Here is a 24,565-nt window from a genome sequence, read left to right as displayed (position 1 = left end):
GCTTGGGTTAAGGCTGACTCATTTCTGCCGATCCCTGCTGACAGTCTGTGTCGCTGACGCCATAATAGCCGCCGGTCGGCCGATGGCCGGATTATATGGATGAGAGAAGCAGCATGAAAAAGATTGTGGGAGTAGCACTGGCCCTGTTGATGGCCGGTTGTGCCAGCGATAACAATGGCGGCGAACAGTACCGCTATACCCCGCCGGTAGCCAAGGCGACCAACAACACCCAGGAGATGCAGATCCCGGTGGATCTGGTGTGGGCCCGTGCCGAGAAGTGGTTTGGCGATCACGGTCTTAACATCGAGAACAGCCAGCGTGGCTCCGGCCTGATGACCGCCAACGTCGAGAATTCGGCCGACGGTCTGGAGTGGCTGGATTGCGGTACCATGGGTTCAAAGGTCGCACTGGGCAACCCCAACCTGCAGATCAACCTGATCATCACCCAGAGCGGCAACAACAGCGTGGCGACCGTCAACGTCAAGGGCAACACCCAGCTCTACTTCGTCGAGTCCTCCGGCGAGCGGGTGCTGGCACCCTCCATCACCCCGGTGTGCGTCTCCCGTGGCAGCCTGGAACAGAGCCTGTTCTCCACCCTCGGCAATTAAGTCGCGCCGAGTGCCAGCAAAAACCCCGTTGCCTGCAACGGGGTTTTTGTTTGTGGCCCGCTAGCCGGGCAGGGCCGGCCAGCCCTGCTGGCGAAAGCGGCCAGGCGCCATCCCGCTCGACTGTTTGAATGCCTTGGCAAAGGAGGCCTCCGACTGATAGCCGACCCGCTGCGCGACCTCGCCGAGGGGGAGCTGATCCGGGTGGCGCAGCAGCTCGGCCGCCCGCACCATCCGCACCCGCACCATGAACTCCCAGACGCTGCAGCCCAGCCGTTGGCGAAAGTGGCGAAAAAAGGTGGCGCGGGACATGGCGGCCCGCGCCGCCAGTTCATCCACGTTCCAGGGGTGGGCCGGGTCGGCCAGCATGGCCTGCAACGAGCGCCCCAGCCTGGGGTCCTGCAGGGCGCCGACCAGCCCGAGCGCCCCGTGCGGATCGCTGGCATGGGCCCGCAGCCCCATGGCCAGCAGCACCTGGCTGAGGGCCGTCAGCACCGCCCCCGAGCCCTGCTGCTCGCGCTGCAGCTCCTGGTGGATCAGCCTGAGCACCAGGCTCAGCGCCTGTTGCGACTCGCTGGCGAGCAGCGGGATGCAGAGCGGGCTGGGCAGGGCATCCAGCAACAGCGGCCGCAGCGGCCCCTGATAGCGGTACTCGCCGCACAGAAACTCCACCTGATCGCCGCCATCGCCCCTTAGCGGCAGCAGCCCGTCGCCCGGCTCTGCCAGGGCCAGGGTATCGCCTTCGCGCCAGATGGTATGGGGCTCGCCACCGGGCAGCAGCAGCAGATCGCCCGGCCGCAGGACCACGTCATCGCCCTGCGCCGTGCTGACCCGGATCTCTCCTTTCATCAGCAGGTGAAACGGCATCACCCCGGCCGGGCTCTGCTCATGGGGCAGTCTGAAACCGCCGCGATAGAGGCAGCGCACGTCGAACGTGCCCTGGATGCCGGCCTGACTGATCAGCTGGTCTATCTGGTTCATGATTCTATTTGACGGTTATTTGCGTCTTTAAAGTATTAAACGACTCACTCCTCGATGCAATACTGGCTTCATCGAGCAGGCAGGGGCCTGTTCTGCCAAACCGGAGAGTCAAGATGCAAGACTGGGATCAATACCGTAAACAGTTGATGGGCCGCGTCATGGAGCTGGGCACTCTGAGCCCGGATACCCTCAAGGGCTATCAGCAGCTGTCATCCGCCGGCAGCAAGAGCGGCGTGCTCGATGGCAAGACCCGCGAGCTCATCTCGCTGGCGGTGGCCGTCACGACCCGCTGCGATGGCTGCATCGCCGTCCATGCCGATGCCGCCCTCAAGCAGGGGGCCAGCCGGGCGGAGATCGCCGATGCACTGGGCGTCGCCGTTGCCATGAATGCCGGAGCCGCCATGGTCTATTCCGCCCGGGTGCTGGATGCCATCGATCGTTGAGGCCGTGCGGGGCCGGCTGCGGCCGGCCCCTGAGGAGTAAGGATGTTGATATTCAATCGCTTGCTGACCGTGCTCGCGGGGGTGATCGTCTGGGCGCGACCCTCTGTCGCATTGCCGTCGGGGTCGTGTTCATCTGGATCGGGCTCTTGAAGTTCATCCCCTACGAGGCGGACAGCATCACCCCTTTCGTGGCCAACAGCCCCTTCATGTCGTTCTTCTATGAACATCCGGACCAGTATCGTCAGCACCTCAATCACGAGGGGGAGCTGGTGCCGGAAAACCGGGCCTGGCACGAGCAGAACAACACCTATGGCTACTCCCATGGCCTGGGCGTGGTGGAACTGGTGTTCGCCCTGCTGATCCTGGCCAATTTCCGCTTTCCCCTGCTGGGATTGATCGGGGCCTTGATGGCGTTTCTGACCCCCTTCGTGACCTTCAGCTTTCTGGTGTTCACGCCGGAAACCTGGGTGCCGGCGCTGGGCGATGCCCACCACGGTTTCCCCTATTTGTCGGGAGCGGGGCGGCTGGTGCTGAAGGACATCATGATGCTGGCGTGTGGTTATATCGCCATGGTGGATTCGGCCAGGACCCTGCTGGCCAGACGTGGATGAGTGACCCTGCCTGCCGTTTGCCGCACCCTCTCGGGTGCGGCTTTTTTATGGGGCGCGAGGCATGCATAAAAAAGCCCCCGGCGGGGCTGGGGGCTTGCAGAAGATTGCCGCGTTAGCGGGCGACGTCGCCGTGAAACAGCGTCTGCTCGCCGGCTTTGAGCACATAGCCCTTCCAGGGGAAGAGGGTGTAGCCGCCGCCTTGCCACGACCAGTTGCCTTCCGCCCCCTGGCGGGTGAGCAGGTGCTGCTCGCCGCTTGGCAGGGTCAGCTCGGCCTGGCTCTGATCGGCGTTGAACAGCACGAAGGCGCTGCTGGTCTGGCCGGCATCGGTCGGATTGAGCCGGATGCCCTGCTCGAACAGCCGCACGCACTGCTTGGTCAGCGCCGACCACTGATAGCCCGCACTGCCGATGCAGCCGTGGCTGTCGCGATCACTGCCAACCAGATGTTGTTCCGGGGTACTGCAGGCCGCCAGCAGCAGGGAGGCGGCCATCAGGGTCAGGGTGCGCATGCTTACTCCTTGGCGTCCCGCTCGATGACGATGTTGGAGAAGCCCAGCTCCTTGAAGTAGTTCTCCCGGTAATCCTTCACGCTCTTCTTGTCGCGCCGGCACACCTGGGCCAGCTGCTCTTCCATGGCGTGGAAGCTGGCCAGGTTGATCCCCTCGGCAGCGGCAATGGCATCGTAGATGCTGTTGAATTTGTCGTTGGCGTAGCCAATCTCTTTGGTTTTTTTGCCGTAGGTGTAGGTAATCTTGAACGCCATGGCGTTATTCCTTTGATTTGGCCTGCTTGCGCTGGACATATAGATAGAGGCTCTCGACCTTCTCTCTGGCCCAGGGGGTCTTGCGCAAGAACTTCAGGCTGGACTTGATGCTGGGATTATCGGTGAAGCAACGGATATTGATCTGCTGTCCCAGCTCTTCCCAGCCATAGTATTCGACCAGCGCGGTGACGATGGCTTCCAGCGTCAGCCCGTGCAGCGGGTTGTTCTTCTGCGAGGAGGCGGGCTGTTCGCTCATGCCTGCGCCGCCAGCTTGGCAAAGGGCTGACCCATGCGGGTGGTGACCCCGTTGGCCAGATGGGGCTCGAAACCGGCCAGCATGCCCGGGCCAAACAGGCAGACCACGGTACTGCCCAGTTTGAACAGGCCCATCTCGGCACCTTTTTGCAGGGTGATGGCTTCGTCGCCGCTGTAGTCCCAGCGCACGACGCGCTTCTCTTTGGTCGGCGCAATGTTGCCGGCCCAGATGGTCTCGATGCTGGCCACGATAGTGGCACCGACCAGCACCAGCGCCATGGGGCCGTGCGGGGTGCGGAAGGTGGCCACCACCCGCTCATTGCGGGCAAACAGGTTGGGCACGTTCTCGGCGGTGAGCGGGTTGACGGAGAAGAGATCCCCCGGCACGAACACCATGCTCTCCAGCACGCCATCCAGCGGCATGTGGATGCGGTGGTAATCCTTGGGCGCCAGGTAGATGGTGGCGAAGTCGCCATCCTTGAACGGCGCCACCAGATCCTCATAACCGCCCAGCAGCTCACGGGCGCTGTAGTCGTGGCCCTTGGCCTGGATGATGCGACCCTGCTGGATCGGGCCGAGCTGGCTGACGGTGCCATCCACCGGCAGCGCCAGGGTCATGGCATCCTCGACCAGGGGGCGGATCCCCGGCTTGAGTTCGCGGGTGAAGAATTCGTTGAAGCTCTTGTAGTGGGCCGGACTCTCGTGCAGCGCCTCGCTCATGTCGACCTGGTACTGCTTGATAAAGGCCTCGATCACCCTGGTGGTGAGGTTGCCTGCTTCGGCAGCCGCAAGTTTGCCGACCAGGCGGGAGAGGGCGTGTTTGGGCAGACAATATTGACCGGCAATTTTCAGGTTGTCAGTAATGCTCATGTTCATCATCAAGGTAGGTTGAATAGGGTCACAGGCGCGCCTGTTGGCGACCGTGACGGGCTTCCTGCATGGTTTCCAGGATGCGGTGATAGTTGTGGAAGCGATCGGCGCTGATGGCGCCACTGTCGACGGCGGCCCGCAGGGCGCAGCCGGGATCGTCCTTGTGGGTGCAGTCGCGGAACTTGCAGCCACCCAGATAGTCGCGAAACTCGACGAAGCACCAGGTGATGCGGTCGGCTTCCAGATGCCAGAGGGCGAACTCGCGGATCCCCGGGGAGTCGATGAGATCGCCACCGCTCGGGAAGTGATAGAGCCGCGCCGTGGTGGTGGTGTGCTGGCCGAGCCCCGAGTTCTCGGAGATCTCGCCGGTGAGCACATCCAGCCCCGGCATCAGGGCATTGGTGAGGGACGACTTGCCGACCCCGGACTGGCCGACGAAGATGCTGATCTTGTCGGTCAGGGCGGCTTTCAGCTCATCGAGCCCTTCGCCGCTCTCGCAGCTTACCAGCAACACCTCGTAACCGAGCTTGCGGTAGGTTTCGAGCTGGCGCTCGATACGGGCACGGGCCGCGTCATCGAGCATGTCGACCTTGTTCAGCACGATCAGGGGGCGGATCTCCACATCCTCGGCGGCCACCAGATAGCGGTCGACGATGTTGGTGGAGAACTCGGGCATCACCGCCGAGACGATGATGATCTGGTCGATGTTGGCGGCGATGGGTTTGACCCCGTCGTAGAAGTCCGGCCGGGTCAGCACCGAGTGACGCGGATGCACCGCCTCGATGACGCCGGCAGTCGCGGCATTGAGGCCGGGACGCCACACCACCTTGTCGCCGCACACCAGGCTGCTGATGCTGCTGCGCCGCAGGTTGCTGCGGTGGATGGCACCATCGCTTGCCTCGACATCTGCGTGCTGACCAAAACGGCTGATCACCACCCCTTCGATGGCCGGGCCAAACAGGGTGTCATCCACGACCGTGGTGTGCTCTTTCTGCAGCCGCCGCTCGCGGTTGGCCTGGACGCGCCTTTGTTGACCCAGATTGAGTTTTGCTTTCTTTGCCACTCGATTCGCCAGTTTATGAACAGATCCAAAGCCAGTATGATACATGCAAATTGGCAAAATTCCGCCATTCCTCCCAATAGAGAGAGCAATCATGACAGTCAGCGCGCAGAACCTGGTATGGATCGACATGGAGATGACGGGTCTGGACCCCGAGCAGAATGTGGTACTGGAGATCGCCACCATCGTCACCGACAAGGACCTGAACGTGCTGGCCGAGGGGCCGGTCATCGCCATTCACCAGAGCGATGAAGAGCTGGGCAAGATGGACGACTGGAACGTCAACACCCATACCAACAGCGGTCTGGTGGCCCGGGTCAAGGCGAGCCAGCATGATGAGGCGAAAGCCGTCGCCGAGACCCTCGAGTTCATTCGCCAGTGGGTGCCGGAGCGCACCAGCCCGCTGTGCGGCAACAGCATCGGTCAGGATCGCCGCTTCATGGTCAAGCACATGAGCGAGCTGGAAGCCTTCTTCCACTATCGCAACGTCGACGTCAGCACCATCAAGGAGCTGGTACGCCGCTGGCAGCCGGCGCTGCTGGACCAGTTCAAGAAGAGCGGTACCCATCAGGCGCTGGACGACATCCGCGAATCCATTGCCGAACTGCAGTTTTACCGCAGCCACGTCTTCAAGATCTGAGTCTGCGGCAAGGGCTTGTGCTCTCCCGGTTGCTAAAATCGACAGTTCGACCAGCTTTTGAGCGAACGCGCGCAACCAGACAAAAAAGCCCTTGCAATTGGAATGTCTGCTCTTATAATTCGGCTCCCGTACAGTAGCGCAAGCAACCAAATGCTGTACGGCCGTTTTAAGGTAGTTGCGGGAATAGCTCAGTTGGTAGAGCACGACCTTGCCAAGGTCGGGGTCGCGAGTTCGAGTCTCGTTTCCCGCTCCAAAAAGTTTGCTGATGACGTTCCGATGCGGGAATAGCTCAGTTGGTAGAGCACGACCTTGCCAAGGTCGGGGTCGCGAGTTCGAGTCTCGTTTCCCGCTCCAATCATCAGCACAGCCTCAAGACAATCTAATGTTGCGGGAATAGCTCAGTTGGTAGAGCACGACCTTGCCAAGGTCGGGGTCGCGAGTTCGAGTCTCGTTTCCCGCTCCAAAAATTTGTAAGTGATATTCCGATGCGGGAATAGCTCAGTTGGTAGAGCACGACCTTGCCAAGGTCGGGGTCGCGAGTTCGAGTCTCGTTTCCCGCTCCAATCACTTGCAGATGACATCCTGTTGCGGGAATAGCTCAGTTGGTAGAGCACGACCTTGCCAAGGTCGGGGTCGCGAGTTCGAGTCTCGTTTCCCGCTCCAAAAATTTGTAAGTGACATTCCGTTGCGGGAATAGCTCAGTTGGTAGAGCACGACCTTGCCAAGGTCGGGGTCGCGAGTTCGAGTCTCGTTTCCCGCTCCAATCACTTGCAGATGACATCCTGTTGCGGGAATAGCTCAGTTGGTAGAGCACGACCTTGCCAAGGTCGGGGTCGCGAGTTCGAGTCTCGTTTCCCGCTCCAATCTCTCTTAATTTCTTCAATATCTCCCCCCAATTTGAATTGCCCATCACATCGCGCCGCGATGATTTGCCGTATCCGGCGTTTAGCCAGATCAGGCCCATGTCTTCTGTACCCGCGTGGTACACAGGTGCTGGGGAGGGCTGTGGTTATAGGCAAGCCTATGATTGCCGTTGGGAAAGTTGTTGTTGCTGCGGGCAGGTTTATTGCCGTGGCGGGGAAGGGGGAACGGCGGGCAAAAAAATAGGAGGGCCGATGGCTCCTCCTACAGGCTCACTGGCGTGGCTTAGAGCAGGGTAACGTTCTCAGCCTGAGGGCCTTTTTTGCCCTGGGTCACAGTGAACTGGACTTTTTGACCTTCAGCCAGGGTCTTGAAACCGGCGCTCTGGATGGAGGAGAAGTGAACGAAAACGTCCGGTCCCTGGGATTGCTCGATGAAGCCAAAACCCTTGGTCTCATTGAACCATTTTACTTGGCCGGTGCGAATGTCAGACATGTGGTAAGTCCTATCTATAACAAAATGAAACTAAGCCTTGTTGGGCAGCATTTGCCTAGAAATCAGGGGTTGAAGCATGACTGACCACGTCAATTTGTCCCAGTAGCATGTAGAACAATCCCTGTCTAAAGCACAAACGATTGTACGTGAGCGCGATCCCTTGTCAATTTGGCACTTTTCATTTTTTGAGCAAGCTAAAAATATTGTGAACTCAGCGGCTTATTTCATGGATTCAGGTCAAAAAAACGGGAGGCACCAGGCCTCCCGTTGTTTCATTCCTTGAGGGCGAATCCTTCACCCTGTCGGTCGTAGCGGTAGATGGCCTGACCGTAGGAGCGGATCTCGACCCGCTGGATGCGGCGGGTGTCATCGATCAGGATGAACACGGCCCGCCCCGATTGCAGGCGGGTCAGCGGCCGATCAGGCCCTTCGATGGCGATCAGGCGGCTCAGCTCGGCGCCCGGCAGCTCGAACTTGCGGAAGATGGAGTAGAGGGTCTCGCCGGCTTGCACGTCGTGCTGCAGCCAGGTGCCATCCACCTTCTCTTCGACCGGTTTGGCAGCGGCCGGTGCACTGCCTGTGGCGCCATTGCCGACGGTGAGGGCCTGCGCCGGTACGGCGATGGGGACCGCCAGCGAACCGGACGGCGCGGCTTTGGGCGCGGGGACTGCCGGCTCCCAGGCCAGCACCAGCAACCAGAGCGGGATCAGGATCAGCAGCCCTATGGTGTGCTTGCGCGGCAGCGGGCTGGCCAGCTTGAACTTGCCTGTTTTGGCTTCCTGGCCGCGTTGGCCAAGCCCGCTCATGCCCTGGCCGATGCGTTGGCGCAGGGGCAGGGTGGCGGCATTGATACGATGGAGCAGGGATCCTTGTGATTCGTCTTGGCGACGCTGCTGGGCTCGTCTGTTGTGGCCACGGGGGCGACGGTCCGGGGTGGGCACGGCATTTACCTCTCACTACATTGCCTGCCATCAGGCAAATTCGTGCCTATGGTAAACGGACTCGCCCCCGAGGGGGAGAGTCCTGAGGTGGAAAATTATCAGCTGAGACGAAATTGTCCCAGTAATTGCTGTAAACGCTCGGCCGCCTGGCGCAACGCCTGACTGGCTTTGGCCGTTTCGGTCGCATCCAGTGCGATATCGTTGGCCAGTGCGTTGGTTTTTGACAGGTTGCCGGAGACGGTCTCGGAAACCGAGCTCTGCTCTTCGGCGGCGGAGGCGATCTGGTAGGTCATGTCGTTGATGGTGGAGATGGCCTGATAGATGCTGCCGAGCGCCTCTTCCGCCAGATCCGCCTCGCCCACCGCCTGATGGGTCAGCTGCTGGCTCTGGTTGATGGCATTGACCGCGTTGGCCGAGCTGTGGCGGATCTTCTCGATCAGCTCCTGGGTATTCTGCACCGCCTGCTGGGTGTTGCCCGCCAGCTTGCGTACCTCGTCGGCCACCACCGCAAAGCCGCGGCCCTGCTCGCCGGCCCGGGCCGCCTCGATGGCGGCGTTGAGCGCCAGCAGGTTGGTCTGATCGGCGATCCCCTGAATGACGGTGAGGATGCTGGTGATCTGCTCGCTGTCGTGGGCCAGCCCCTCGACCACCTCGGCACCCTTGCCGGCCTCGGCGGCCACCTTGTGCATCGACTGGATCACCTGCTGGAAGCGGACCTTGCCCTGATCCGCCGCCCCCTGGGCCTGCTTGGCCGAGTCGGCGGTGTTGTTGGCGTGGGTCGCCACCTCCTGGCTGACGTAGGACATCTCTTGCACCGCGGTCAGCATCTGCTCCATCTCCGCCTGGTGGTGCTGCAGGTTGGTGTCGGTCTGGCCGGCGATGCGATCCGTGTCGCCGGCGTGACGGTTGACCTCGCTGGCGGTCTTGAGCACATCCCCCAGCAGCACCTGCAGCTTGTCGATGAAGCGGTTGATGCCCTTGGCCAGATCCCCCAATTCATCGCGGGACTGGGTATTGAGCCGCTTGGTGAGATCCCCCTCGCCATCGGCGATGTCATCCACCAGGCTGACCATCTGGCGGATGGGGCCGGTGATGCTGCGGGCAATGACCAGCATGGTGGCCAGCGCCAGCACCAGCACGACGACGGCGCCCACCAGTTGCTGGGTCATGGCGGCCCGGTTCATGTCGCTCAGCTGGGCTTCCAGCTGGTCGGCCCCGGCCAGCACCACCTTGTAGGGCAGGGTGACGATGATGGCCCAGTTGCGGCTCATGCCCGGCACCGCGATGGGTACCGAGATACGAAACGCATCGTCGAGCTCCTGGCGCTGAACCTCGGGTTTGAGGTACTGCTGCCAGCCGTTGCCAAGCAGCTTGTCGGCGCGGCTGCCGAGCAGGCTGGCATCACCGCTGGTGCCGGTGATGACGCCGGCGGCGCTGACGATCAGGGTCTCGCCCTTGCCGTCATAGATGTTGCTGTTGAGGGACTGGGCCTGACGGCTGATGGAGTCCACCGCCAGATCGAGCGCGGCGATCCCCTTGAACTGGCCGCCCACCATGATGGGGGTGGTGATGGTGCTCACCAGCACCTGCTGGCCGTTGATGTCCACCTTGAAGGGGTCGATCAGGCAGGAGCGTCCCTCCCGTTTCGGGCAGGCGTAGTAGTCGTTGGCCGGATTGCCGAATTCATCCGGATCGCTCTTCTCGATGGAGAGCAGCAGGTCGGTGCCTATGCTCTCCTTGTCGCGATAGAAATAGGGTACGAAGCGCCCCTTGCTGTCACTGCCCAGCGCCGTCTGGCCGGCGAAGCTGGCATCCTGGCCGTCGAAGCCGTTGGGTTCGAAGCCGGCGAAGGCACCGTAGAGCTGGGGTTCGAGGGCGAGCTGGGCCTTGAGCAGGTCGGTGGCCTGCTGGCGATCTAGCGGTAGCTTGCCCTCCTGCTGCAGGGCGAGGGCACTGGCCATCTGCTGGGTATAGGAGAGCCCTTTTTGCAGCAACTGGGTGATGGTGGCGGCCTCGGCACGGGCGTTGGCGCTGACCTTCTGCCATGCCTCCTGCTGCAGGGCGGCGCGGCTGGAGCTGATGGTCAGCTTCTGGGTCTGTTGACCCGAGTACTGGTTGAGCAGGATCAGGATGACCAGGGCGGCGGTCATGGCGATCCCGGCCATCACCAGAATGCGATTCTGGATAGAACGGAACTGCATCGTCTCTTCCTTGTTGGTGAGCGTTATTTGGATATCGGCCGGAGGAGGCAGCTCTCCAACACTTGTCATAGCAAAACGGAAACCGGGATTTTGTTTTGCGATCCCCTTCAAATATCAGGCGGCAAGCGGCTGGGACGCCTGTGCAACCCCCTACTTTTGCCCGCTGCGGCTGCATGGTTTTCCCATCCGTCATTGTCGGTGCTAAAATGCGACGGTTTTTTTAACGAATTGGCCCAAGGCCCTCTACACAAGGCTTAAAGATGAAAGTCAAAACCCGTTTTGCTCCCAGCCCGACCGGCTTTTTGCATGTCGGCGGTGCCCGTACCGCACTCTATTCCTGGTTGTTTGCAAAGAACCAGGGCGGTGAGTTCGTGCTGCGTATCGAGGATACCGACCTGGAACGTTCCACTCAGGAGGCGATCGACGCCATCATTGAGGGCATGGAATGGCTGGAGCTGAACTGGGATGAGGGCCCCTACTACCAGACCAAGCGCTTCGATCGCTACAACGGGCTGATCGACGAGATGCTGGCTGACGGCCGTGCCTACAAGTGCTACTGCTCCAAGGAGCGGCTGGAAGCGCTGCGCGAAGGCCAGATGGCCAACGGCGAGAAGCCCCGCTATGACGGCAAGTGCCGCGATCACGCCCACGATCACCCGGCCGATGCGCCGCACGTGATTCGCTTCCGCAACCCGACCGAAGGCTCCGTGGTGTTCGATGACCACGTCCGTGGCCGCATCGAGTTCGCCAACACCGAGCTGGATGATCTGATCATCCGCCGTACCGACGGCGCGCCGACCTACAACTTCTGCGTAGTGGTCGATGACTGGGACATGGAGATCACCCACGTGGTGCGTGGCGAAGACCACATCAACAACACCCCGCGCCAGATCAACATCTACAAGGCGCTGAACGCGCCGGTGCCGGAGTTTGCCCACGTCTCCATGATCCTGGGTGACGACGGCGCCAAGCTCTCCAAGCGCCACGGTGCGGTCTCCGTGATGCAGTACCGCGATGACGGTTACCTGCCGGAAGCGCTGCTGAACTATCTGGTGCGTCTGGGCTGGTCCCACGGCGATCAGGAGATCTTCAGCCTGGAAGAGATGATCAAGCTGTTCAGCCTGGATGCCATCTCCAAGTCTGCCTCCGCCTTCAACACCGACAAGCTGCTGTGGCTGAACAACCACTACATGCGCAGCCTGGATCCGGTCTATGTGGCCAAGCATCTGGCCTGGCACATGGCCGACCAGAAGATCGATACCAGCAAGGGCCCGTCACTGCCAGAGGTGGTGACCCTGCTGGCCGAGCGCTGCAACACCCTGGTCGAGATGGCTGCCCAGAGCCGCTACCTGTTCGAAGATTTTGAGGCCATCGACGAAGCGGCTGCCAAGAAGCATCTGCGCGGCGTGGCTGCCGAGCCGCTGACCCTGGCCAAGGCCAAGCTGGCTGCCCTGGATAGCTGGACCACCGAAGCGCTGCACGAGCTGATTGAAGCGACCGCCGCCGAGCTGGGTCAGGGCATGGGCAAGGTCGGCATGCCGCTGCGTGTGGCGGTCACCGGTCTCGGTCAGTCCCCCGCCATCGACGCCGTGATGGCGCTGGTGGGCAAGGAGCGGGTACTGGCCCGCATCGACCGCGCCCTGGCGTACATCGAAGCACGCATGGCTGCCGAGTAAGCTTGCCGTCGCACATTGCCGTCAGCGGTCTGGGGTAATCTCCCTCCCGCCATCGACGCCGTGATGGCGCTGGTGGGCAAGGAGCGAGTACTGGCCCGCATCGACCGCGCCCTGGCATATATCGAAGCGCGCATGGCCGCCGAGTAAGCGCCAGTCAACGCTTGAGAAAGGGCTCCCGTACGGGGGCCCTTTGTTTTTGGCCAAAGGCCGGTTTTGTGACATAAAACAGCGAGATAGCTGTGTCATTGCCGGTTAAATCGGCTAACTGCTTGAATTTTGACTAAACGCGCGAATAGGCGCTATTTTTGGGTTGACAGCAAAGCGGTCGGTGCCTATCATGCGCCTCCGTTGCCGGAGATAACTTTGGTAGCGCCGAGGTGAGTTGGGGTTATAGCTCAGCTGGGAGAGCGCTTGCATGGCATGCAAGAGGTCCGCGGTTCGATCCCGCGTAGCTCCACCAAATTCTCCTCGAACAATCTGGAATCCAAGGGGTTATAGCTCAGCTGGGAGAGCGCTTGCATGGCATGCAAGAGGTCCGCGGTTCGATCCCGCGTAGCTCCACCAGGTTCCTGATTGAAATGAAGTACCCAGGGCAGTGCGGTGTGTATCACCCAGGCCGACCTTTGTGGGGTTATAGCTCAGCTGGGAGAGCGCTTGCATGGCATGCAAGAGGTCCGCGGTTCGATCCCGCGTAGCTCCACCATTATTGAGGATGAATGGCCGCCAGAACCATTCGTTCAGTGCCGAATTTGGGGTTATAGCTCAGCTGGGAGAGCGCTTGCATGGCATGCAAGAGGTCCGCGGTTCGATCCCGCGTAGCTCCACCAAATTCAGAGTGACTCAACGTTACTCACACACATCGGGGTTATAGCTCAGCTGGGAGAGCGCTTGCATGGCATGCAAGAGGTCCGCGGTTCGATCCCGCGTAGCTCCACCATCTTTCGTAATGAAAGTAGAAAAGGCCACCGCACTGCGGTGGCCTTTTTGTTTTTCGCTCGGCACACCGGTTATGCCGGCCGGCCCATAAAAAAGCCCGCATCGCTGCGGGCTTTTGGTTTGATGGCGATGAGTCATCAGCCGTGGCGACGGCGCCAGGCCAGCGGCAGCAGTGCCAGCAGCAGGGCGCCCATGGCACCGCCACCGCCGTTGCTCTCCTCTTTCAGCTTGAGGTCGACGATGATGGGGTCGTGGTCGGAGGCGCTGAACGGGTTGTCAGATTTGATCATATCGCCGGTGAAGTCCCGGCCGTACTCGAACAGGTTGCTCTCGAACGAGTTGATGTGCCAGTCGGCCACGGCGATCACCTTGCCGGCCAGCGCCGGGTTGGCGAGGGCATAGTCTAGGGTGCCGAGCTCGGCCTCGTAGCTGTAGGAGATGGCCTTCTCCTTGTTGAACTTGACGTTCATGTCCACCAGGCCGTAGCTCTTGGCCACTTCGCTGCCGGTCTGCTCAAAGACCTGGTCGCCGAGGAAGGTCTGGGAGGCGGAGACAATCTTGCGCTGGCCGTCGGTCGGCACATAGTCGGTCAGCACCCGGATCGCATCTTCCCGGGCGTAGGAGTTGAAGTCGCCCACCAGCAGCACCTGACCGGGCAGCTTGCTCACCGCGTCGCCCAGCACCTTGGCGGCACTGACCCGGAACTCGGTGCACTTGCCCTGCAGGTCGGCCGGCTCCTTGCCGTCCAGGTTTTCCAGGCAGCCTGAGCCCTTGGACTTCAGGTGGTTGACCACCAGGGTCAGCGGATCCTTGCTGCCCTCGACGGTGAAGGTCTGCACCAGGGAGTCACGCTGGGAGGCCTGTTTCTCGACCCCTTTGGCATCCAGGTATTTCTGCACCGGCAGGGTGATGACGTTGGCGTCCCCTTGCGGAGCCAGCTTGGCCGGCCGGTAGATCATGGCCACCATGATGGCGTCGCCACCGAAGTAGTGCTCGTCCTGCAGCAGCGCCTTGGGCAGGGTGACGAAGGCGTACTGCTTGCCCGCCTCTTTCTGCTGGGCGTTGAGGGCCTGTACCAGGTCGCTGATGGCGGAGTGGCTGTCAAAGCCGTTGTTCTCCATCTCCATCAGGCCGAGCAGGTCGGCATCCATCTCGGTGATGGCATTGACGATCTTGGCGCGCTGTTTCTGGAAATCTTCCAGGTTCTTGGCGCCGCGGTTGCAGCCCTTGGCGCTGTCCGCATCCGCCTGATCCTTGCACAGCACGTTGAGGGCACCGCCCACGCTGGAGTGGCTGGTGAAGTAGTTGAGCACGTTGAAGCTGCCGACGCGCAGATCGGTGCCGTCGGCACGGGCCGGGGCGCTCTGGCGGTCGTTGTCGCTGGTGCGCAGCAGATCGCCGGCGGTGATCACCTGATCTTGCGGCACGATCAGCCGGTACTCGTTGTAGCTGTAGCCCACCATGGCGTCCAGATTGACCGGGGCGTCGCCGATGCGCAGGTAACCCTGCTCCGGCTCCCAGGCCGGCAGCCAGGGCAGTTTGCCGTCGGCGGCCTTGAAGTCCGACTCGAGGAACACCCGGTTGCCGGCGTTGGCCTTGGCCAGCGCCTTGGCGGCCTTGCTGTCGGCGTCGTGCAGCTGGGTCGGTTTCATCAGCGGCGCCTGGTGGGAGAGCACCAGGTTGTTGCGCCGGGCGGCGTAGTCATAGCTGAAGTTGCGGCTGATTTTGAGCGCGCTGTCGGCATCGAGCCGTACCCGCATCCCTTCGTGGCGCTCCAGCGCCCGGGCCAGGGTCTCGTTTTCCAGCACCCGCAGCGGGATGGCGGCCGGGACCGCCCCCTGGGCGACGACCTGCAGGCGCGGGGTACCGCTGTCAAACACCGGCTTGAGCTGGGTGTGGTTGTAATACTCCTCGACCTTGGCCTCCAGGCAGACTTCGGCACCCGGCTTGATGTCCGGGTACTTGCTGGCGAAGTTCTTGTCGTTCAGGAAGACGAAGATGCCGTCCGAGGTCTGGGGGTTGCCGTCGCCCTGCACATCCAGCAGGTAGAACCCCTTGTTGAGGCTCTCGCCAAGGCCAGAGACCACCGCCTTGACCGTGACGCTCTGGGGGCTTTCGAACTTGTCGGCGGGAATGAGCGGGCTCTTGTCGCCGCTGCCCTGAATGACCGGGATCGGGGTGAGGGCGCTGTCGGCCGGGCAGCTGAAGCCGGCGGCATAGACGGACGGGGAGGCGAGCGCAAGCCCCACGGCCAGCGACAGCAGGGTACGTGTTCCTTTCATAACTGTTCCTTTTTTATTTTTTGCCAGTGTTTCCATAGCCTTGGCGCATTGGCCAAGGGCGCGCATTGTCACATTTCTGGCATGTCATACCAGTGAGCCAACGCACATTACGGGGATACAAATGAGGGCAATGCCGGTTTTTTTGACTTGGCTAACAGTATGAAATTAATGACAAAACAGTTATTTCGTCACATCAGTGAAAATGTGATCTGGCTGGCATCCACATATTTTTCCTCGAGAATGAAGATTGAGACTCGGCTGGTTGATTCCTATACTCGGCTTGTTCCTCACGGAACCCAGGTAAAGGGCAAACCGGTCGAGATGCCGGGACGCAATGCCTCCGGTCTTCAGATCGCGCGATCCAGATAGCGTGGCTTCCCAGGGTGAGGGTGACGTTTGTGGCAGGTCCATTGCCAGTTGTCTGCGCCCATCACGCAGGTTGCGCTTGTTCTTTGCCTTGGTGACCAATGCCAAGACAAAACAAGGAAGATAACAATATGCAACAGACCCTAAGGCCCAGCAGGCTTGCCATGCTGGTGGCTTTGGCTGCCATGCCCGCCTGGGCACAGGCCGCCTATCCTGCCTATCAGGCCGGTACCGCCTACAAGGCCGGCGACATCGTCAGCAACGTCGGCAATCTCTATGAGTGCAAAGAATTTCCCTACTCCGGCTGGTGCGGGGCTTCGCCCTATCACTACGCCCCCGGGGTGGGTGTGGTCTGGGCCGATGCCTGGAAACTCTATGGTGGGGACGTGCCACCCCCAGCACTCGGCGTAGCCGTCAGCTCGCCGGCTGCCGGCGCCAGTTTCAACGAGGGGGCCAGCGTTGCGCTGGCGGTGACCCTGAGCGGCCCGGTGACGGCGCTGGTTAGGGTGGAATACCTCATCGACGGCAAGCTGGTGGCCACGGCGAGCGCCTCGCCCTGGAACGGCAGCTGGAGTGCCGCCGGTGTCGGCGCCCACGCCCTCAAGGCTCGGGCACTGGATAAAGATGGCAAGGTGCTGAGCGAGGCGGATTCGAGCTTCAACGTCGCCGCCGTGGTGGCGCCAGAGGCGCCCAAGGTGAGCATCAGCAGCCCGGCCAGCGGCGCCAAGGTGACCCTGGGTCGCAGCGTGGCGGTGAGCGGCAACGTCACCGATGCCAACAACGACGTCGCCAAGGTCGAGCTGTTCGTTGATGGCAAGAAAGTGGGCGAAGACACCAGTGCCCCCTGGCAGGTGAACTGGACGCCCCAGAGCAAGGGGCTGGCCGGCCTCAAGCTGGTGGCGACCGACAAGGAGAACCTGAGCGGCGAATCGAGCCAGGTCGACGTACAGGTGGAAGAGGCGGCCCTACCGCCCACCGGCGGCAACCTCTCCTGCGACATTCGCCAGATCTACCGCCCGGACGGCTACGAGTGCATGGGGGATGACCATGCCCGTCGGGTCATCGGCTACTTCACCTCCTGGCGTACCGGCAAGAACGGTCTGCCCTCCTATCTGGTGAGCGACATCCCCTGGGACAAGATCACCCACATCAACTATGCCTTCGCAGCGGTGGATGAGCAGAGCCACACCATCAAGGTGGACGACTCGGCGACCAAGATGACCTGGGACGGCGTGCCGGGTGCCGAGATGGATCCGGAGTTTACCTACAAGGGTCACTTCAACCTGCTGTCGAAGTACAAGAAGCAGTATCCGGACGTGAAGACCCTGATCTCGGTGGGGGGCTGGGCCGATACCCGTGGCTTCTATACCGCCACCACCAAGGGTGACTGCTCGGTCAACAGCGACGGCATCAACGCCTTTGCCAACTCGGCGGTGAGCTTCATCCGTCAGTACGGCTTTGACGGGGTCGACGTCGACTACGAATACCCCACCTCCATGAAGGATGCGGGCAACCCCAATGACTTCCCGCTCTCCAACCAGTGCCGCGGCAAGCTGTTTGCCAACTACAAGGTGCTGATGCAGACCTTGCGCAGCAAGCTCGACAGCGCCGGCAGCGAGGATGGCCGCAAGTACATGCTGACCATCGCCTCGCCGGCCTCGGCCTACCTGCTGCGCGGCATGGAGAACTTCCAGGTCACCCAGTACCTCGACTACGTCAACCTGATGACCTACGACTTCCACGGCGCCTGGAACAACTTCGTCGGTCACAACGCCGCCCTGTTCGACAACAAGGCGGATGCCGAACTCGCCCACTGGGGCGTCTATACCCAGAGCCAGTTTGGCGGCATCGGCTACCTCAACGCGGCCTGGTCTGCCCACTACTTCCGTGGCGCCCTGGCGGCCGGCAAGATCAACGTGGGTGTGCCTTACTACACCCGCGGCTGGCAAGGGGTCAGCGGTGGCACCCACGGCCTTGCCGGCAAGGCAGCCCTGCCGAGCCAGAGCGATTGTCAGCCGGGTACCGGTGGCAGCACCATTCCGTGCGGCAACGGGGCGGTCGGCATCGACAACATCTGGCATGATCTCGACAAGAACGGCAAGGAGATCGGTGGTGGCGCCGTGCCCATGTGGCATGCCAAGAACCTGGAGAACGCCGCCAGCCTGGGTATCACCACCATGCCGAGCTACGGCCAGGCCTGGGGTCTGGATCCCAACAACCCGGCTCACGTGATGCAGGGCAAGTACGTGCGTTACTACGATGACAAGGCGCAGGCGCCCTGGCTGTGGAACGAAGAGAAGAAGGTGTTCCTCTCCACCGAAGATGAAGAGTCCATGGGCCACAAGCTCGACTACATCGTCAAGCGGGGCCTGGGCGGGGTCATGTTCTGGGAGATGGCGGGTGACTACGCCTTCGATCCGGCCAAGAACGAGTACGGCATGGGCAGCACGCTGACCACGCTCGCCTACGAGAAGTTTGCCAAGGCAGCCAAGTACAACACCAAGCAGAACGATCTGGCGGCGCCAACCACCCAGCTCGACATCGCGGTGAGCCTCTCCGGCTTCAAGGAGGGGGATTCCAACTACCCGATCAACCCGACCCTGAAGCTCACCAACAACTCGACCCAGACCATTCCTGGCGGTACTCGCATCGAGTTCCTGGTGCCCACCTCCACCTCCGACACCATCACCGACCAGAGCGGGATGGGGCTGAAAGTGGTGGAGAGCGGCGGCAACCAGAACTCCGACGGCATCGCGGGCGAGAAGGACTTCCACAAGGCGGCCTTTACGCTGCCGACCTGGAAGGCGTGGGCACCGGGCAGCGACGTGGAAGTGGCGATGACCTACTATCTGCCAGCCGCCGGTGTGCCGAGCGGTATCCGCATCATCAGCGGCACCCAGACCGCCGGCCTCAAGGCCGAGTTCCCGACCCTGCCGGAGGCCGTATTGGGCAGCAGTGGTGGCGGTGAGAACCCGGGCGGCGCCACCTGCAGCAGCCAGAACGTCAACCCGGCCGCCTACAAGGCCTATCCGACCTGGCCGCAGGGGGATCACGCCAACGGCGGTGACCGGATGACCAACAACAAGGCGGTGTGGCAGGCCAACTGGTGGACCAGCAGCGAGCCCAAGGCGGGCGATGGCAGCTGGAAACTGGTATGCAGCTACTGAACTGATGGCCGTTTCAGAGGCAGGCCGGTACTCAGCCTGTCCTCTCGCAAGGCAATGACCCAATCCGGAGCCCAGGCTCCGGATTTTTTTATGGCGGGATAATAAAGGCAGAGTCATAAAAAAGACCGCTCCGGGGAGCGGCCAATTGCCACCAAGGCAATCTGCGGGGTGACCCCCTTGTTGTTGGCCGGCAGGGCGGGGAGGGTGCCTGTCCTGCCGGGTGTCATTGCGTGTCATGCCGGGAACAGATGCCCCAGGCCGGCACGCCTGGGTTGCTTATTGGGTGACGGCGCCGCCCTGCTGCTCTTTCAAGAAGCTGATCCAGGGTGACGCGCGACCACTGACGTTGCCGTTCTGGGCAGCCTGAGTGAAGGCGCTGAGCGCCTCCTTCGGTTTTTGCTGCTCAAAATAGGCGACCCCGGTCAGGAACTTCAGATCCGCCCGCTGCTCGCTGCTGGCATTGGCGGCGGGCTTGGCGGCGAAGGCAACCAGATCCTGGTAGCGCTTGCTCTGGATCATCATGCGCGCCATCTTGAGCTGCAGCTCGGCGTTGGGGGCCAGCTTGTAGGACTTGGCCAGGGTATCGATGGCCGGGTCCAGCTCCTTGGCCTGGTGCCAGTAGTTGGCCAGCGCCTTGTAGTTGGCCGCGTTGCTCTCGATGGTCCCCTCCTTCATCGCCTTCTCCATCACGCGGGCGGCGCGGTGGGGAATGCCGGCGAAGGCCAGGTAGTTGGCCAGACGCTGCAATTCGGCCGCCTCGGTCAGCATGCCGAGGTTGTAGGCCCCCTCCAGCGCCGCCAGCGCCTTGCCATCGTTGCCAGCCTGCATGTGCATGGCCGACAGCTGGGTCCAGTACTTCTTCTTCTCCGGATAGCGGTCGACCAGCGCGGTCAGCACCTCGGTGGCCGGCTTGTACTGCTTCAGCTCGTAGTGGGCCGCCATCTTCAGCAGATACCAGGACTCTGGCGCCTTGCCGGCGGAGAGCTTGATCGCGTTGTCCACCGCCGGTATGGCTTCCCGATACTGCTTGAGCTGCACATGGGCGTTGGCCAGCGTGATGTAGGCGTGCGGGGTCGGCTTCTCGTCCTTGCCCAGGCTCGCAAACCACTGGTTCATGGTGCTGATGGAGGCCTTGAAGTTGCCCTCCGCCATGTAGAGCTGGGCCAGGTTGTAGCGCACCTGCTGGGCCACCGGCTGGGGCAACCCGCCGGTGGCGATGGCGTCGGCGAAGTACTTGGTCGCCTGACCGTACTTCTCCTGCTGCGCCGCCACGAAGCCCAGGGTCTGCAGAATGACCCCCTTGTCGTAGACCCGCTCGCCGGCGCCGGACAGCGCCTCCTGCAGCTTGGTATTGGCCTCGCCGTATTTCTTCTCGGTGATCAGTGCCTGCGCCTTGTTGACCGCGCGGTAGGCGCGATCAGAGAGAGCAGGCTGCTCGGCGGCCCAGCCGGCGGTGCTGAGCAGCACCGCCATGGCGACCGGGGCGAGGATCAGGGTATGTAACTTTTTCATCGCCACCTTCCTTAGTTGACCGCAAACTCGATTTCTTGCTGCATGCGGGTGGCCTGCGGCTTGCCATCGACCATGGCCGGCTTGAACGTCCATTTGGCGATGGTCTTGCGGGCCTCCTTGCCGAGGTCGTAGCTGCGGGGATCCTCTTTGACGATCCGCACGTTGCTGACGGTGCCGCGCTCGGTGACGGTGAACTCCACCAGCACCTTGCCGGAGGCAAGGCCGGCCAGCGCCGCCTTGCGGGGCATCATGGGCTCGAAGGTCGCCAGCGGAATGGCGCCGTTGTTGCCACCCATGCCACCACCACCGCCGCCGGTGCTGTAGGCGCCGAGGGCGTTGCCGCCACCGATGTTGACCGGGATGTCGAGTTTGGGCATGTCCATCGGCGAGCTCTCCATCTGCGGCCGATCCGTGCTGGCCACTTCCATCTCGGGAGGGGGAGGGGGCCGGTTCGGGGGCGGCGGCTTGGGCAGCTCGCGTTGTCTCTCTTGCAGGGTCTCCTGAGGCTTGATGCGGATGAAGTCGGTCATGCTGACGTCCTCCTTCTCCACCAACTCCCGGTGATCCGGTGTGATGAGCTTGTTCATTCCCAGAAACAGGAAGAACACCACCACACAGGAGACCGCCAACGATATCAGGTATCTCATGGTGCTCGCTCCGGCATCAGCTGCTCTTGCTCGCCGCGATGGAGATGTTCTGGACACCGGCCATGCGGATCTGATCCATGACCTGGACCACCAGACCTGAACGGGATTCGGTATCGGCCTGGATCACCACGGCGCTCTCCGGGTTCTCGGCCCGCAGCCGCTCGATGTTGGCGCGCACGGCACCCACTTCGACGATGCGCTTGTCGACCCAGACCTGGCCGTTTTCACGGACCGCGACCATGATGTTCCCCTTCTTCACCGTCTCGGCCGTGCTGGCGCTCGGGCGGTTGATCTCCACGCCGGACTCCTTGACGAACGAGGTGGTGACGATGAAGAAGATCAGCATGATGAACACTATGTCCAGCATGGGGGTCAAATCGATGGCCGCCTCATCAGCACTGCTGTCGCTGTGACGTTTTCTCATGGCAAAAACTCCTTGCTTGTTCTGTGCCCCCGCCAGAGCCGGGCCCGGCGGGGGAGTGCATCCTGCATCAACCGTGTTTCAGGTTGTCTTCCAGCTTCTCGACCGCCAGCTTGGCCTTGTGATCGAGCTGGTTGACAAAAAACAGGCCGGAAAGGGCGGCAATCATGCCCGCCATGGTCGGTACCGTCGCCTTGGAGATCCCCGAGGCCATCGCCCGCGGTGAGCCGGTGCCGGTGATGGCCAGGGTGTCGAACACCTGTACCATGCCGACCACGGTCCCGAGCAGCCCCATCAGCGGGCAGAGGGCGATCAGCACCTTGATGACCGGCATCCCCTTGTCCACCGCCATGGCCACCCGGGAGACCAGCTCGCGCCGGATCTGCTTGGCAGACCAGGAGAGGTGATCGCTGCGGGCCAGCCAGGCGGCCTTGGTCTGTTTCACCTGCTTGGGGTAGACCGCCATGAAGTAGAACCAGCGCTCCAGCAGCAGGGCCCACATCATCAGGGTCAGGAAGAACAGGGCGACCAGTACGTCGCCCCCCAATCCCAGAAACCGGCGGACCGACTCGACTTCTTCAATCAACCAGAACCACATGGGTGACTCCTTACGCTGCGGCTTTGGAGGCGTGCAGACGTTCTTGGTAGCGGGCGACGAAACCGGCGCTCTGCTCTTCCAGCACCTGGATCAGACGACGGCTCTGGGTCTGTACGATGGTGTAGAGGAACAGCATGGGCACGGCGACCACCAGACCCTGCATGGTGGTGACCAGGGCTTCGGAGATACCGCCCGCCATCAGCTTGGGATCACCGGTACCGAACAGGGTGATGGCCTGGAAGGTGGCGATCATGCCGACCACGGTACCCAGCAGACCCAGCAGCGGCGCGACCGAGGCGATCAGCTTGATGATGCTGATGCCCTTCTCGAACTTGGGCACGTTGCGCAGGATGATCTCGTCGAGCTTGGACTCCAGATCCTCGATGTTGTCGCCACGATGGCTCTGGTAGGCCCCCAGCATCTCGCCGATGGGATTGCCCTTGATGATCTGATCGGATTTGAGCTGCTTGCGCATGGATCCGCCGATGAGGGAGAGGCGAGCGCCGCAGAACAGCGCCAGCAGGGTGCCGAGCACGCCGAGCACCATGATGACGTAGCCCACTTCACCACCCTGGTCGATCCGCTCCTTCAGGGTTGGCGACTGCACCAGCAGGGAGAGGATCACGCCGCGGGACGGGTCGACGAAGATCGGCTTGACGCCGCCGCCACCCTGTTCAAAGTCGGCGATGGGTTCCAGCACCCCCTTGTCGGGTTGGCGGGGCAGCTGTTCGAACTTGCCGGTCTCCGGCACGAAGGTCAGGTACTTGCCTTCGGAAACGGTGTTGAACTCGCCGATCTGGGTGACGGTCTTCTCGGCCTGGTTGCCCTCGCCATAGACCACGGTGGCCGGGATCTGGCTCACCTTGCCACCGTCGACCATGCGGCTGAGGGTGGTGGTCCAGAAGGCGGTCAGGTCATCGCTGGAGGGCAGCTCCTTGCTCTCGGCCAGGCGGGTCAGCAGGGCGGTCTGTTCCGGATGCTCGACCCGGCGGGCAGAGGCGTTGAAGATCCCCTTGAACTCGCCGGCGAACTGGCGCAGTACCCCGAACATCTCGCCCATGTTGCCGGCACGCTGGCGCAGGGTCTCGGTCAGCTCGGTCAGCTGCTTGTCGTTGGCATCGAAGGTGGCCTTGAGCCGCTCACCCTTGGCCGTTTCGGCGGCCAGTTCTGCCTTGGCCTTGGCCAGCAGGGCAGCCTGCTCGTTCTTGTCGGCCAGGAAGCGGGCTTCCCGCTCCTTGTTGAGCTGGGATTCGGTGGTGCTGGCGGCCTTGACCTGATTGAGCAGGGCGTTCAGGTCCACCGGTTTCTCGGCGGCGGTCACCGGCAGGGTGATCAGGGTGGCGCCCGCGATCAGCGAGGCGATGGCAAGTTTGATTCCTTTCATGATGCTTTCTCCGCAGTTTGAACCGGCAGCTTGATGAGGGCGGGGGGCGCCTGCTTCTTGGCGATGCGAAGGCCCTGTTCCACTGCACTGCGATACTCCTGGGGCAACTCTTCCCACTGACGGGTCTTCTTGTTCCACATGCCGGTCTCATTGCCGTCCGGGGACTGGTAGAGCAGGGCGATGCGGCCGACGCGCAGGAACTCGTAGGTCTTCTCGCCACCATCCTTGGCCAGGCTGGCCTTGTAGGATTCGATGGTGCGGCTGAAGCCCTCCTCGATCTGGTAGGCCTCCAGGATCTTGCGGTACTTCTCGGAGATGGTGACGTCAGCCCGGTTCATCAGGTCGGTCAGGGCCGCGACGCGATCCTCCCGCTCGACCTTCTGGAACGGCAGATCCAGCGCCACGAACTGCTCGAGGGAGTCGATCATCTTGAGCATCAGCGGCACCACTTCGGTGCTGGTCTGATCGATCTGGGCGATCTGGCGCTGCATCGAGGCCAGTTCGCTGCTCTGGGAGTCGACCATCTTGCCCACCTGCTCGTTGTAGGTACGCAGGCTGTCGACCTGACGCAGGGCGGCCTTGTACTGGGCGAGGGCGGATTCGGCAGAGTCGGCATAGTTGTCGATCTTCTGCTGGGACACTTTGGATGCATTGTCGGTGGCGGCTTGAGCGTCCACTGCCTGGCTGGCAGAGGCGGCACTCAGATTGAAGCTGGTCAGCAAGGCAGCGGAAACCAGGCTGCCGAGGAGCGCTTTCTTCATTGTAATTGTCCTTGTTTTCATAGGATTACCCTATCTCCGTAACTTCCTTGGACGTTGGGCAAAGCCGGCCCGACCGGGCCGGCTTGG

Annotated in this window: 23 protein-coding genes, 12 tRNA genes and 1 riboswitch; of the genes, 19 read left to right on the top strand and 16 right to left on the bottom strand. The window is 62.0% G+C overall.

All coding sequences use genetic code 11. The annotated features are described in order from the left end of the window. Positions 1-113 precede the first annotated feature (113 nt). Positions 114-608, top strand: a complete 495-nt coding sequence (locus tag E5E96_RS02805) for a hypothetical protein (protein WP_017410927.1) — start codon at positions 114-116, stop codon at positions 606-608. Positions 609-668: 60 nt separating this feature from the next. On the opposite strand, the gene E5E96_RS02800 is transcribed toward E5E96_RS02805, so the two are convergent. Next, complete coding sequence (locus E5E96_RS02800) at positions 669-1,586, bottom strand: AraC family transcriptional regulator (protein ID WP_171281506.1); 918 nt, start codon at positions 1,584-1,586, stop codon at positions 669-671. A 113-nt stretch (positions 1,587-1,699) separates the two neighbouring features. Here E5E96_RS02800 and E5E96_RS02795 point away from each other — a divergent pair, with 113 nt between their 5' ends. Both E5E96_RS02795 and rclC read left to right on the top strand, forming a co-directional pair. Next, on the top strand, positions 1,700-2,029 hold the full coding sequence (locus tag E5E96_RS02795; RefSeq protein WP_024945875.1) for a carboxymuconolactone decarboxylase family protein: 330 nt from the start codon (positions 1,700-1,702) through the stop codon (positions 2,027-2,029). Between the two features lie 29 nt (positions 2,030-2,058). Next, on the top strand, positions 2,059-2,640 hold the full coding sequence (gene rclC, locus E5E96_RS02790) for a reactive chlorine resistance membrane protein RclC (RefSeq protein ID WP_367396511.1): 582 nt from the start codon (positions 2,059-2,061) through the stop codon (positions 2,638-2,640). Positions 2,641-2,752: 112 nt separating this feature from the next. On the opposite strand, the gene E5E96_RS02785 is transcribed toward rclC, so the two are convergent. The 5 genes from E5E96_RS02785 to rsgA are packed head-to-tail and all read right to left on the bottom strand — an operon-like array spanning position 2,753 to position 5,593. Beyond that, positions 2,753-3,151: a hypothetical protein gene (locus E5E96_RS02785; RefSeq protein WP_171281505.1), complete on the bottom strand. Its 399-nt coding sequence runs from the start codon at positions 3,149-3,151 to the stop codon at positions 2,753-2,755. Positions 3,152-3,153: 2 nt separating this feature from the next. Further along, entirely contained in the window at positions 3,154-3,405 is a 252-nt protein-coding gene (locus E5E96_RS02780) for a DUF2960 domain-containing protein (protein ID WP_011707214.1), read from the bottom strand. A gap of 4 nt (positions 3,406-3,409) precedes the next feature. Beyond that, on the bottom strand, positions 3,410-3,661 hold the full coding sequence (locus E5E96_RS02775; protein ID WP_041217797.1) for a VF530 family DNA-binding protein: 252 nt from the start codon (positions 3,659-3,661) through the stop codon (positions 3,410-3,412). After that, a complete protein-coding gene (asd, locus tag E5E96_RS02770) occupies positions 3,658-4,530 on the bottom strand; it encodes an archaetidylserine decarboxylase (protein ID WP_017410933.1) in 873 nt (290 codons plus the stop codon). Before asd ends, E5E96_RS02775 begins: the two co-directional genes overlap by 4 nt. Before the next feature lie 28 nt (positions 4,531-4,558). Continuing rightward, a complete protein-coding gene (gene rsgA / locus E5E96_RS02765; RefSeq protein ID WP_039215125.1) occupies positions 4,559-5,593 on the bottom strand; it encodes a small ribosomal subunit biogenesis GTPase RsgA in 1,035 nt (344 codons plus the stop codon). Between the two features lie 91 nt (positions 5,594-5,684). Here rsgA and orn point away from each other — a divergent pair, with 91 nt between their 5' ends. From orn to E5E96_RS02725, 8 genes are all read left to right on the top strand, one after another. Next, entirely contained in the window at positions 5,685-6,230 is a 546-nt protein-coding gene (gene orn / locus E5E96_RS02760; protein WP_044800684.1) for an oligoribonuclease, read from the top strand. Between the two features lie 177 nt (positions 6,231-6,407). After that, positions 6,408-6,483: transfer RNA gene (locus E5E96_RS02755), tRNA-Gly, on the top strand. Between the two features lie 25 nt (positions 6,484-6,508). After that, a tRNA-Gly gene (locus E5E96_RS02750) sits at positions 6,509-6,584 on the top strand. 33 nt (positions 6,585-6,617) lie between these two features. Next, positions 6,618-6,693: transfer RNA gene (locus E5E96_RS02745), tRNA-Gly, on the top strand. Between the two features lie 24 nt (positions 6,694-6,717). Beyond that, positions 6,718-6,793: transfer RNA gene (locus E5E96_RS02740), tRNA-Gly, on the top strand. Between the two features lie 24 nt (positions 6,794-6,817). After that, positions 6,818-6,893 (top strand) — tRNA-Gly (locus E5E96_RS02735). A 24-nt stretch (positions 6,894-6,917) separates the two neighbouring features. After that, a tRNA-Gly gene (locus E5E96_RS02730) sits at positions 6,918-6,993 on the top strand. A gap of 24 nt (positions 6,994-7,017) precedes the next feature. Then, a tRNA-Gly gene (locus E5E96_RS02725) sits at positions 7,018-7,093 on the top strand. A 283-nt stretch (positions 7,094-7,376) separates the two neighbouring features. Here E5E96_RS02725 and E5E96_RS02720 read toward each other — a convergent pair. From E5E96_RS02720 to E5E96_RS02710, 3 genes are all read right to left on the bottom strand, one after another. Then, positions 7,377-7,586, bottom strand: a complete 210-nt coding sequence (locus E5E96_RS02720; protein WP_011707209.1) for a cold-shock protein — start codon at positions 7,584-7,586, stop codon at positions 7,377-7,379. Positions 7,587-7,858: 272 nt separating this feature from the next. Further along, entirely contained in the window at positions 7,859-8,527 is a 669-nt protein-coding gene (locus tag E5E96_RS02715) for a LysM-like peptidoglycan-binding domain-containing protein (protein WP_024943508.1), read from the bottom strand. 98 nt (positions 8,528-8,625) lie between these two features. Beyond that, complete coding sequence (locus tag E5E96_RS02710; RefSeq protein WP_026080472.1) at positions 8,626-10,728, bottom strand: methyl-accepting chemotaxis protein; 2,103 nt, start codon at positions 10,726-10,728, stop codon at positions 8,626-8,628. A 260-nt stretch (positions 10,729-10,988) separates the two neighbouring features. Between E5E96_RS02710 and gltX the strand changes: the two genes are divergently transcribed. The 7 genes from gltX to E5E96_RS02675 all read left to right on the top strand — a co-directional run bounded on the left by gltX (position 10,989) and on the right by E5E96_RS02675 (position 13,341). Next, the gene (gene gltX, locus E5E96_RS02705; protein ID WP_171281504.1) at positions 10,989-12,404 is read left to right on the top strand and encodes a glutamate--tRNA ligase; all 1,416 of its coding nucleotides are present in this window, start codon (positions 10,989-10,991) and stop codon (positions 12,402-12,404) included. 15 nt (positions 12,405-12,419) lie between these two features. Beyond that, positions 12,420-12,551, top strand: coding sequence for a glutamyl-tRNA synthetase (locus tag E5E96_RS22465; protein WP_253264699.1), 132 nt, complete (start codon positions 12,420-12,422; stop codon positions 12,549-12,551). Between the two features lie 237 nt (positions 12,552-12,788). Further along, positions 12,789-12,864, top strand: a tRNA-Ala gene (locus tag E5E96_RS02695). Positions 12,865-12,892: 28 nt separating this feature from the next. Further along, positions 12,893-12,968 (top strand) — tRNA-Ala (locus E5E96_RS02690). A gap of 63 nt (positions 12,969-13,031) precedes the next feature. Continuing rightward, positions 13,032-13,107, top strand: a tRNA-Ala gene (locus E5E96_RS02685). 48 nt (positions 13,108-13,155) lie between these two features. Beyond that, positions 13,156-13,231, top strand: a tRNA-Ala gene (locus E5E96_RS02680). 34 nt (positions 13,232-13,265) lie between these two features. Beyond that, positions 13,266-13,341: transfer RNA gene (locus E5E96_RS02675), tRNA-Ala, on the top strand. A 136-nt stretch (positions 13,342-13,477) separates the two neighbouring features. On the opposite strand, the gene E5E96_RS02670 is transcribed toward E5E96_RS02675, so the two are convergent. Then, positions 13,478-15,622: an ExeM/NucH family extracellular endonuclease gene (locus tag E5E96_RS02670; RefSeq protein ID WP_171281503.1), complete on the bottom strand. Its 2,145-nt coding sequence runs from the start codon at positions 15,620-15,622 to the stop codon at positions 13,478-13,480. 296 nt (positions 15,623-15,918) lie between these two features. Next, positions 15,919-16,004: riboswitch (cyclic di-GMP riboswitch) on the top strand. Between the two features lie 148 nt (positions 16,005-16,152). Between E5E96_RS02670 and E5E96_RS02665 the strand changes: the two genes are divergently transcribed. Then, complete coding sequence (locus tag E5E96_RS02665) at positions 16,153-19,155, top strand: glycosyl hydrolase family 18 protein (protein ID WP_171283197.1); 3,003 nt, start codon at positions 16,153-16,155, stop codon at positions 19,153-19,155. A gap of 276 nt (positions 19,156-19,431) precedes the next feature. On the opposite strand, the gene E5E96_RS02660 is transcribed toward E5E96_RS02665, so the two are convergent. The 6 genes from E5E96_RS02660 to E5E96_RS02635 form a co-directional block, all read right to left on the bottom strand. Next, the gene (locus E5E96_RS02660; protein WP_171281502.1) at positions 19,432-20,667 is read right to left on the bottom strand and encodes a lipopolysaccharide assembly protein LapB; all 1,236 of its coding nucleotides are present in this window, start codon (positions 20,665-20,667) and stop codon (positions 19,432-19,434) included. Between the two features lie 11 nt (positions 20,668-20,678). Continuing rightward, positions 20,679-21,314 carry an energy transducer TonB gene (locus E5E96_RS02655; RefSeq protein WP_024943514.1) on the bottom strand — a complete coding sequence of 212 codons (636 nt, stop codon included), beginning with the start codon at positions 21,312-21,314 and terminating at the stop codon, positions 20,679-20,681. A 16-nt stretch (positions 21,315-21,330) separates the two neighbouring features. Then, the gene (locus E5E96_RS02650) at positions 21,331-21,738 is read right to left on the bottom strand and encodes a biopolymer transporter ExbD (protein ID WP_010633018.1); all 408 of its coding nucleotides are present in this window, start codon (positions 21,736-21,738) and stop codon (positions 21,331-21,333) included. 67 nt (positions 21,739-21,805) lie between these two features. After that, positions 21,806-22,333, bottom strand: coding sequence for a MotA/TolQ/ExbB proton channel family protein (locus tag E5E96_RS02645; protein WP_010633019.1), 528 nt, complete (start codon positions 22,331-22,333; stop codon positions 21,806-21,808). A 10-nt stretch (positions 22,334-22,343) separates the two neighbouring features. Beyond that, positions 22,344-23,717: a MotA/TolQ/ExbB proton channel family protein gene (locus E5E96_RS02640; protein ID WP_017410944.1), complete on the bottom strand. Its 1,374-nt coding sequence runs from the start codon at positions 23,715-23,717 to the stop codon at positions 22,344-22,346. Continuing rightward, positions 23,714-24,478, bottom strand: a complete 765-nt coding sequence (locus E5E96_RS02635; protein WP_016351821.1) for a DUF3450 domain-containing protein — start codon at positions 24,476-24,478, stop codon at positions 23,714-23,716. Before E5E96_RS02635 ends, E5E96_RS02640 begins: the two co-directional genes overlap by 4 nt. Positions 24,479-24,565: the final 87 nt, after the last annotated feature.

Origin of the sequence: Aeromonas sp. 1805 (assembly GCF_013085525.1) — a bacterium.
Classification (GTDB): domain Bacteria; phylum Pseudomonadota; class Gammaproteobacteria; order Enterobacterales; family Aeromonadaceae; genus Aeromonas; species Aeromonas hydrophila.
The sequence above is the reverse complement of the archived record's forward strand: the minus strand, read 5'-3'. Positions and strand labels throughout refer to the sequence as shown.

Bases quoted from the DNA above. Each gene is read 5' to 3' on its own strand.
- orn (WP_044800684.1), top strand. From the start codon at position 5,685: ATGACAGTCAGCGCGCAGAACCTGGTATGGATCGACATGGAGATGACG.
- E5E96_RS02710 (WP_026080472.1), bottom strand. From the start codon at position 10,728: ATGCAGTTCCGTTCTATCCAGAATCGCATTCTGGTGATGGCCGGGATC.
- E5E96_RS02795 (WP_024945875.1), top strand. From the start codon at position 1,700: ATGCAAGACTGGGATCAATACCGTAAACAGTTGATGGGCCGCGTCATG.
- E5E96_RS02805 (WP_017410927.1), top strand. From the start codon at position 114: ATGAAAAAGATTGTGGGAGTAGCACTGGCCCTGTTGATGGCCGGTTGT.
- E5E96_RS02640 (WP_017410944.1), bottom strand. From the start codon at position 23,717: ATGAAAGGAATCAAACTTGCCATCGCCTCGCTGATCGCGGGCGCCACC.
- E5E96_RS02645 (WP_010633019.1), bottom strand. From the start codon at position 22,333: ATGTGGTTCTGGTTGATTGAAGAAGTCGAGTCGGTCCGCCGGTTTCTG.
- E5E96_RS02655 (WP_024943514.1), bottom strand. From the start codon at position 21,314: ATGAGATACCTGATATCGTTGGCGGTCTCCTGTGTGGTGGTGTTCTTC.
- E5E96_RS02775 (WP_041217797.1), bottom strand. From the start codon at position 3,661: ATGAGCGAACAGCCCGCCTCCTCGCAGAAGAACAACCCGCTGCACGGG.
- asd (WP_017410933.1), bottom strand. From the start codon at position 4,530: ATGAGCATTACTGACAACCTGAAAATTGCCGGTCAATATTGTCTGCCC.
- E5E96_RS02800 (WP_171281506.1), bottom strand. From the start codon at position 1,586: ATGAACCAGATAGACCAGCTGATCAGTCAGGCCGGCATCCAGGGCACG.
- gltX (WP_171281504.1), top strand. From the start codon at position 10,989: ATGAAAGTCAAAACCCGTTTTGCTCCCAGCCCGACCGGCTTTTTGCAT.
- E5E96_RS02720 (WP_011707209.1), bottom strand. From the start codon at position 7,586: ATGTCTGACATTCGCACCGGCCAAGTAAAATGGTTCAATGAGACCAAG.
- E5E96_RS02780 (WP_011707214.1), bottom strand. From the start codon at position 3,405: ATGGCGTTCAAGATTACCTACACCTACGGCAAAAAAACCAAAGAGATT.
- E5E96_RS02665 (WP_171283197.1), top strand. From the start codon at position 16,153: ATGCTGGTGGCTTTGGCTGCCATGCCCGCCTGGGCACAGGCCGCCTAT.
- E5E96_RS02635 (WP_016351821.1), bottom strand. From the start codon at position 24,478: ATGAAGAAAGCGCTCCTCGGCAGCCTGGTTTCCGCTGCCTTGCTGACC.
- E5E96_RS02670 (WP_171281503.1), bottom strand. From the start codon at position 15,622: ATGAAAGGAACACGTACCCTGCTGTCGCTGGCCGTGGGGCTTGCGCTC.
- E5E96_RS02660 (WP_171281502.1), bottom strand. From the start codon at position 20,667: ATGAAAAAGTTACATACCCTGATCCTCGCCCCGGTCGCCATGGCGGTG.
- E5E96_RS02785 (WP_171281505.1), bottom strand. From the start codon at position 3,151: ATGCGCACCCTGACCCTGATGGCCGCCTCCCTGCTGCTGGCGGCCTGC.
- E5E96_RS02650 (WP_010633018.1), bottom strand. From the start codon at position 21,738: ATGAGAAAACGTCACAGCGACAGCAGTGCTGATGAGGCGGCCATCGAT.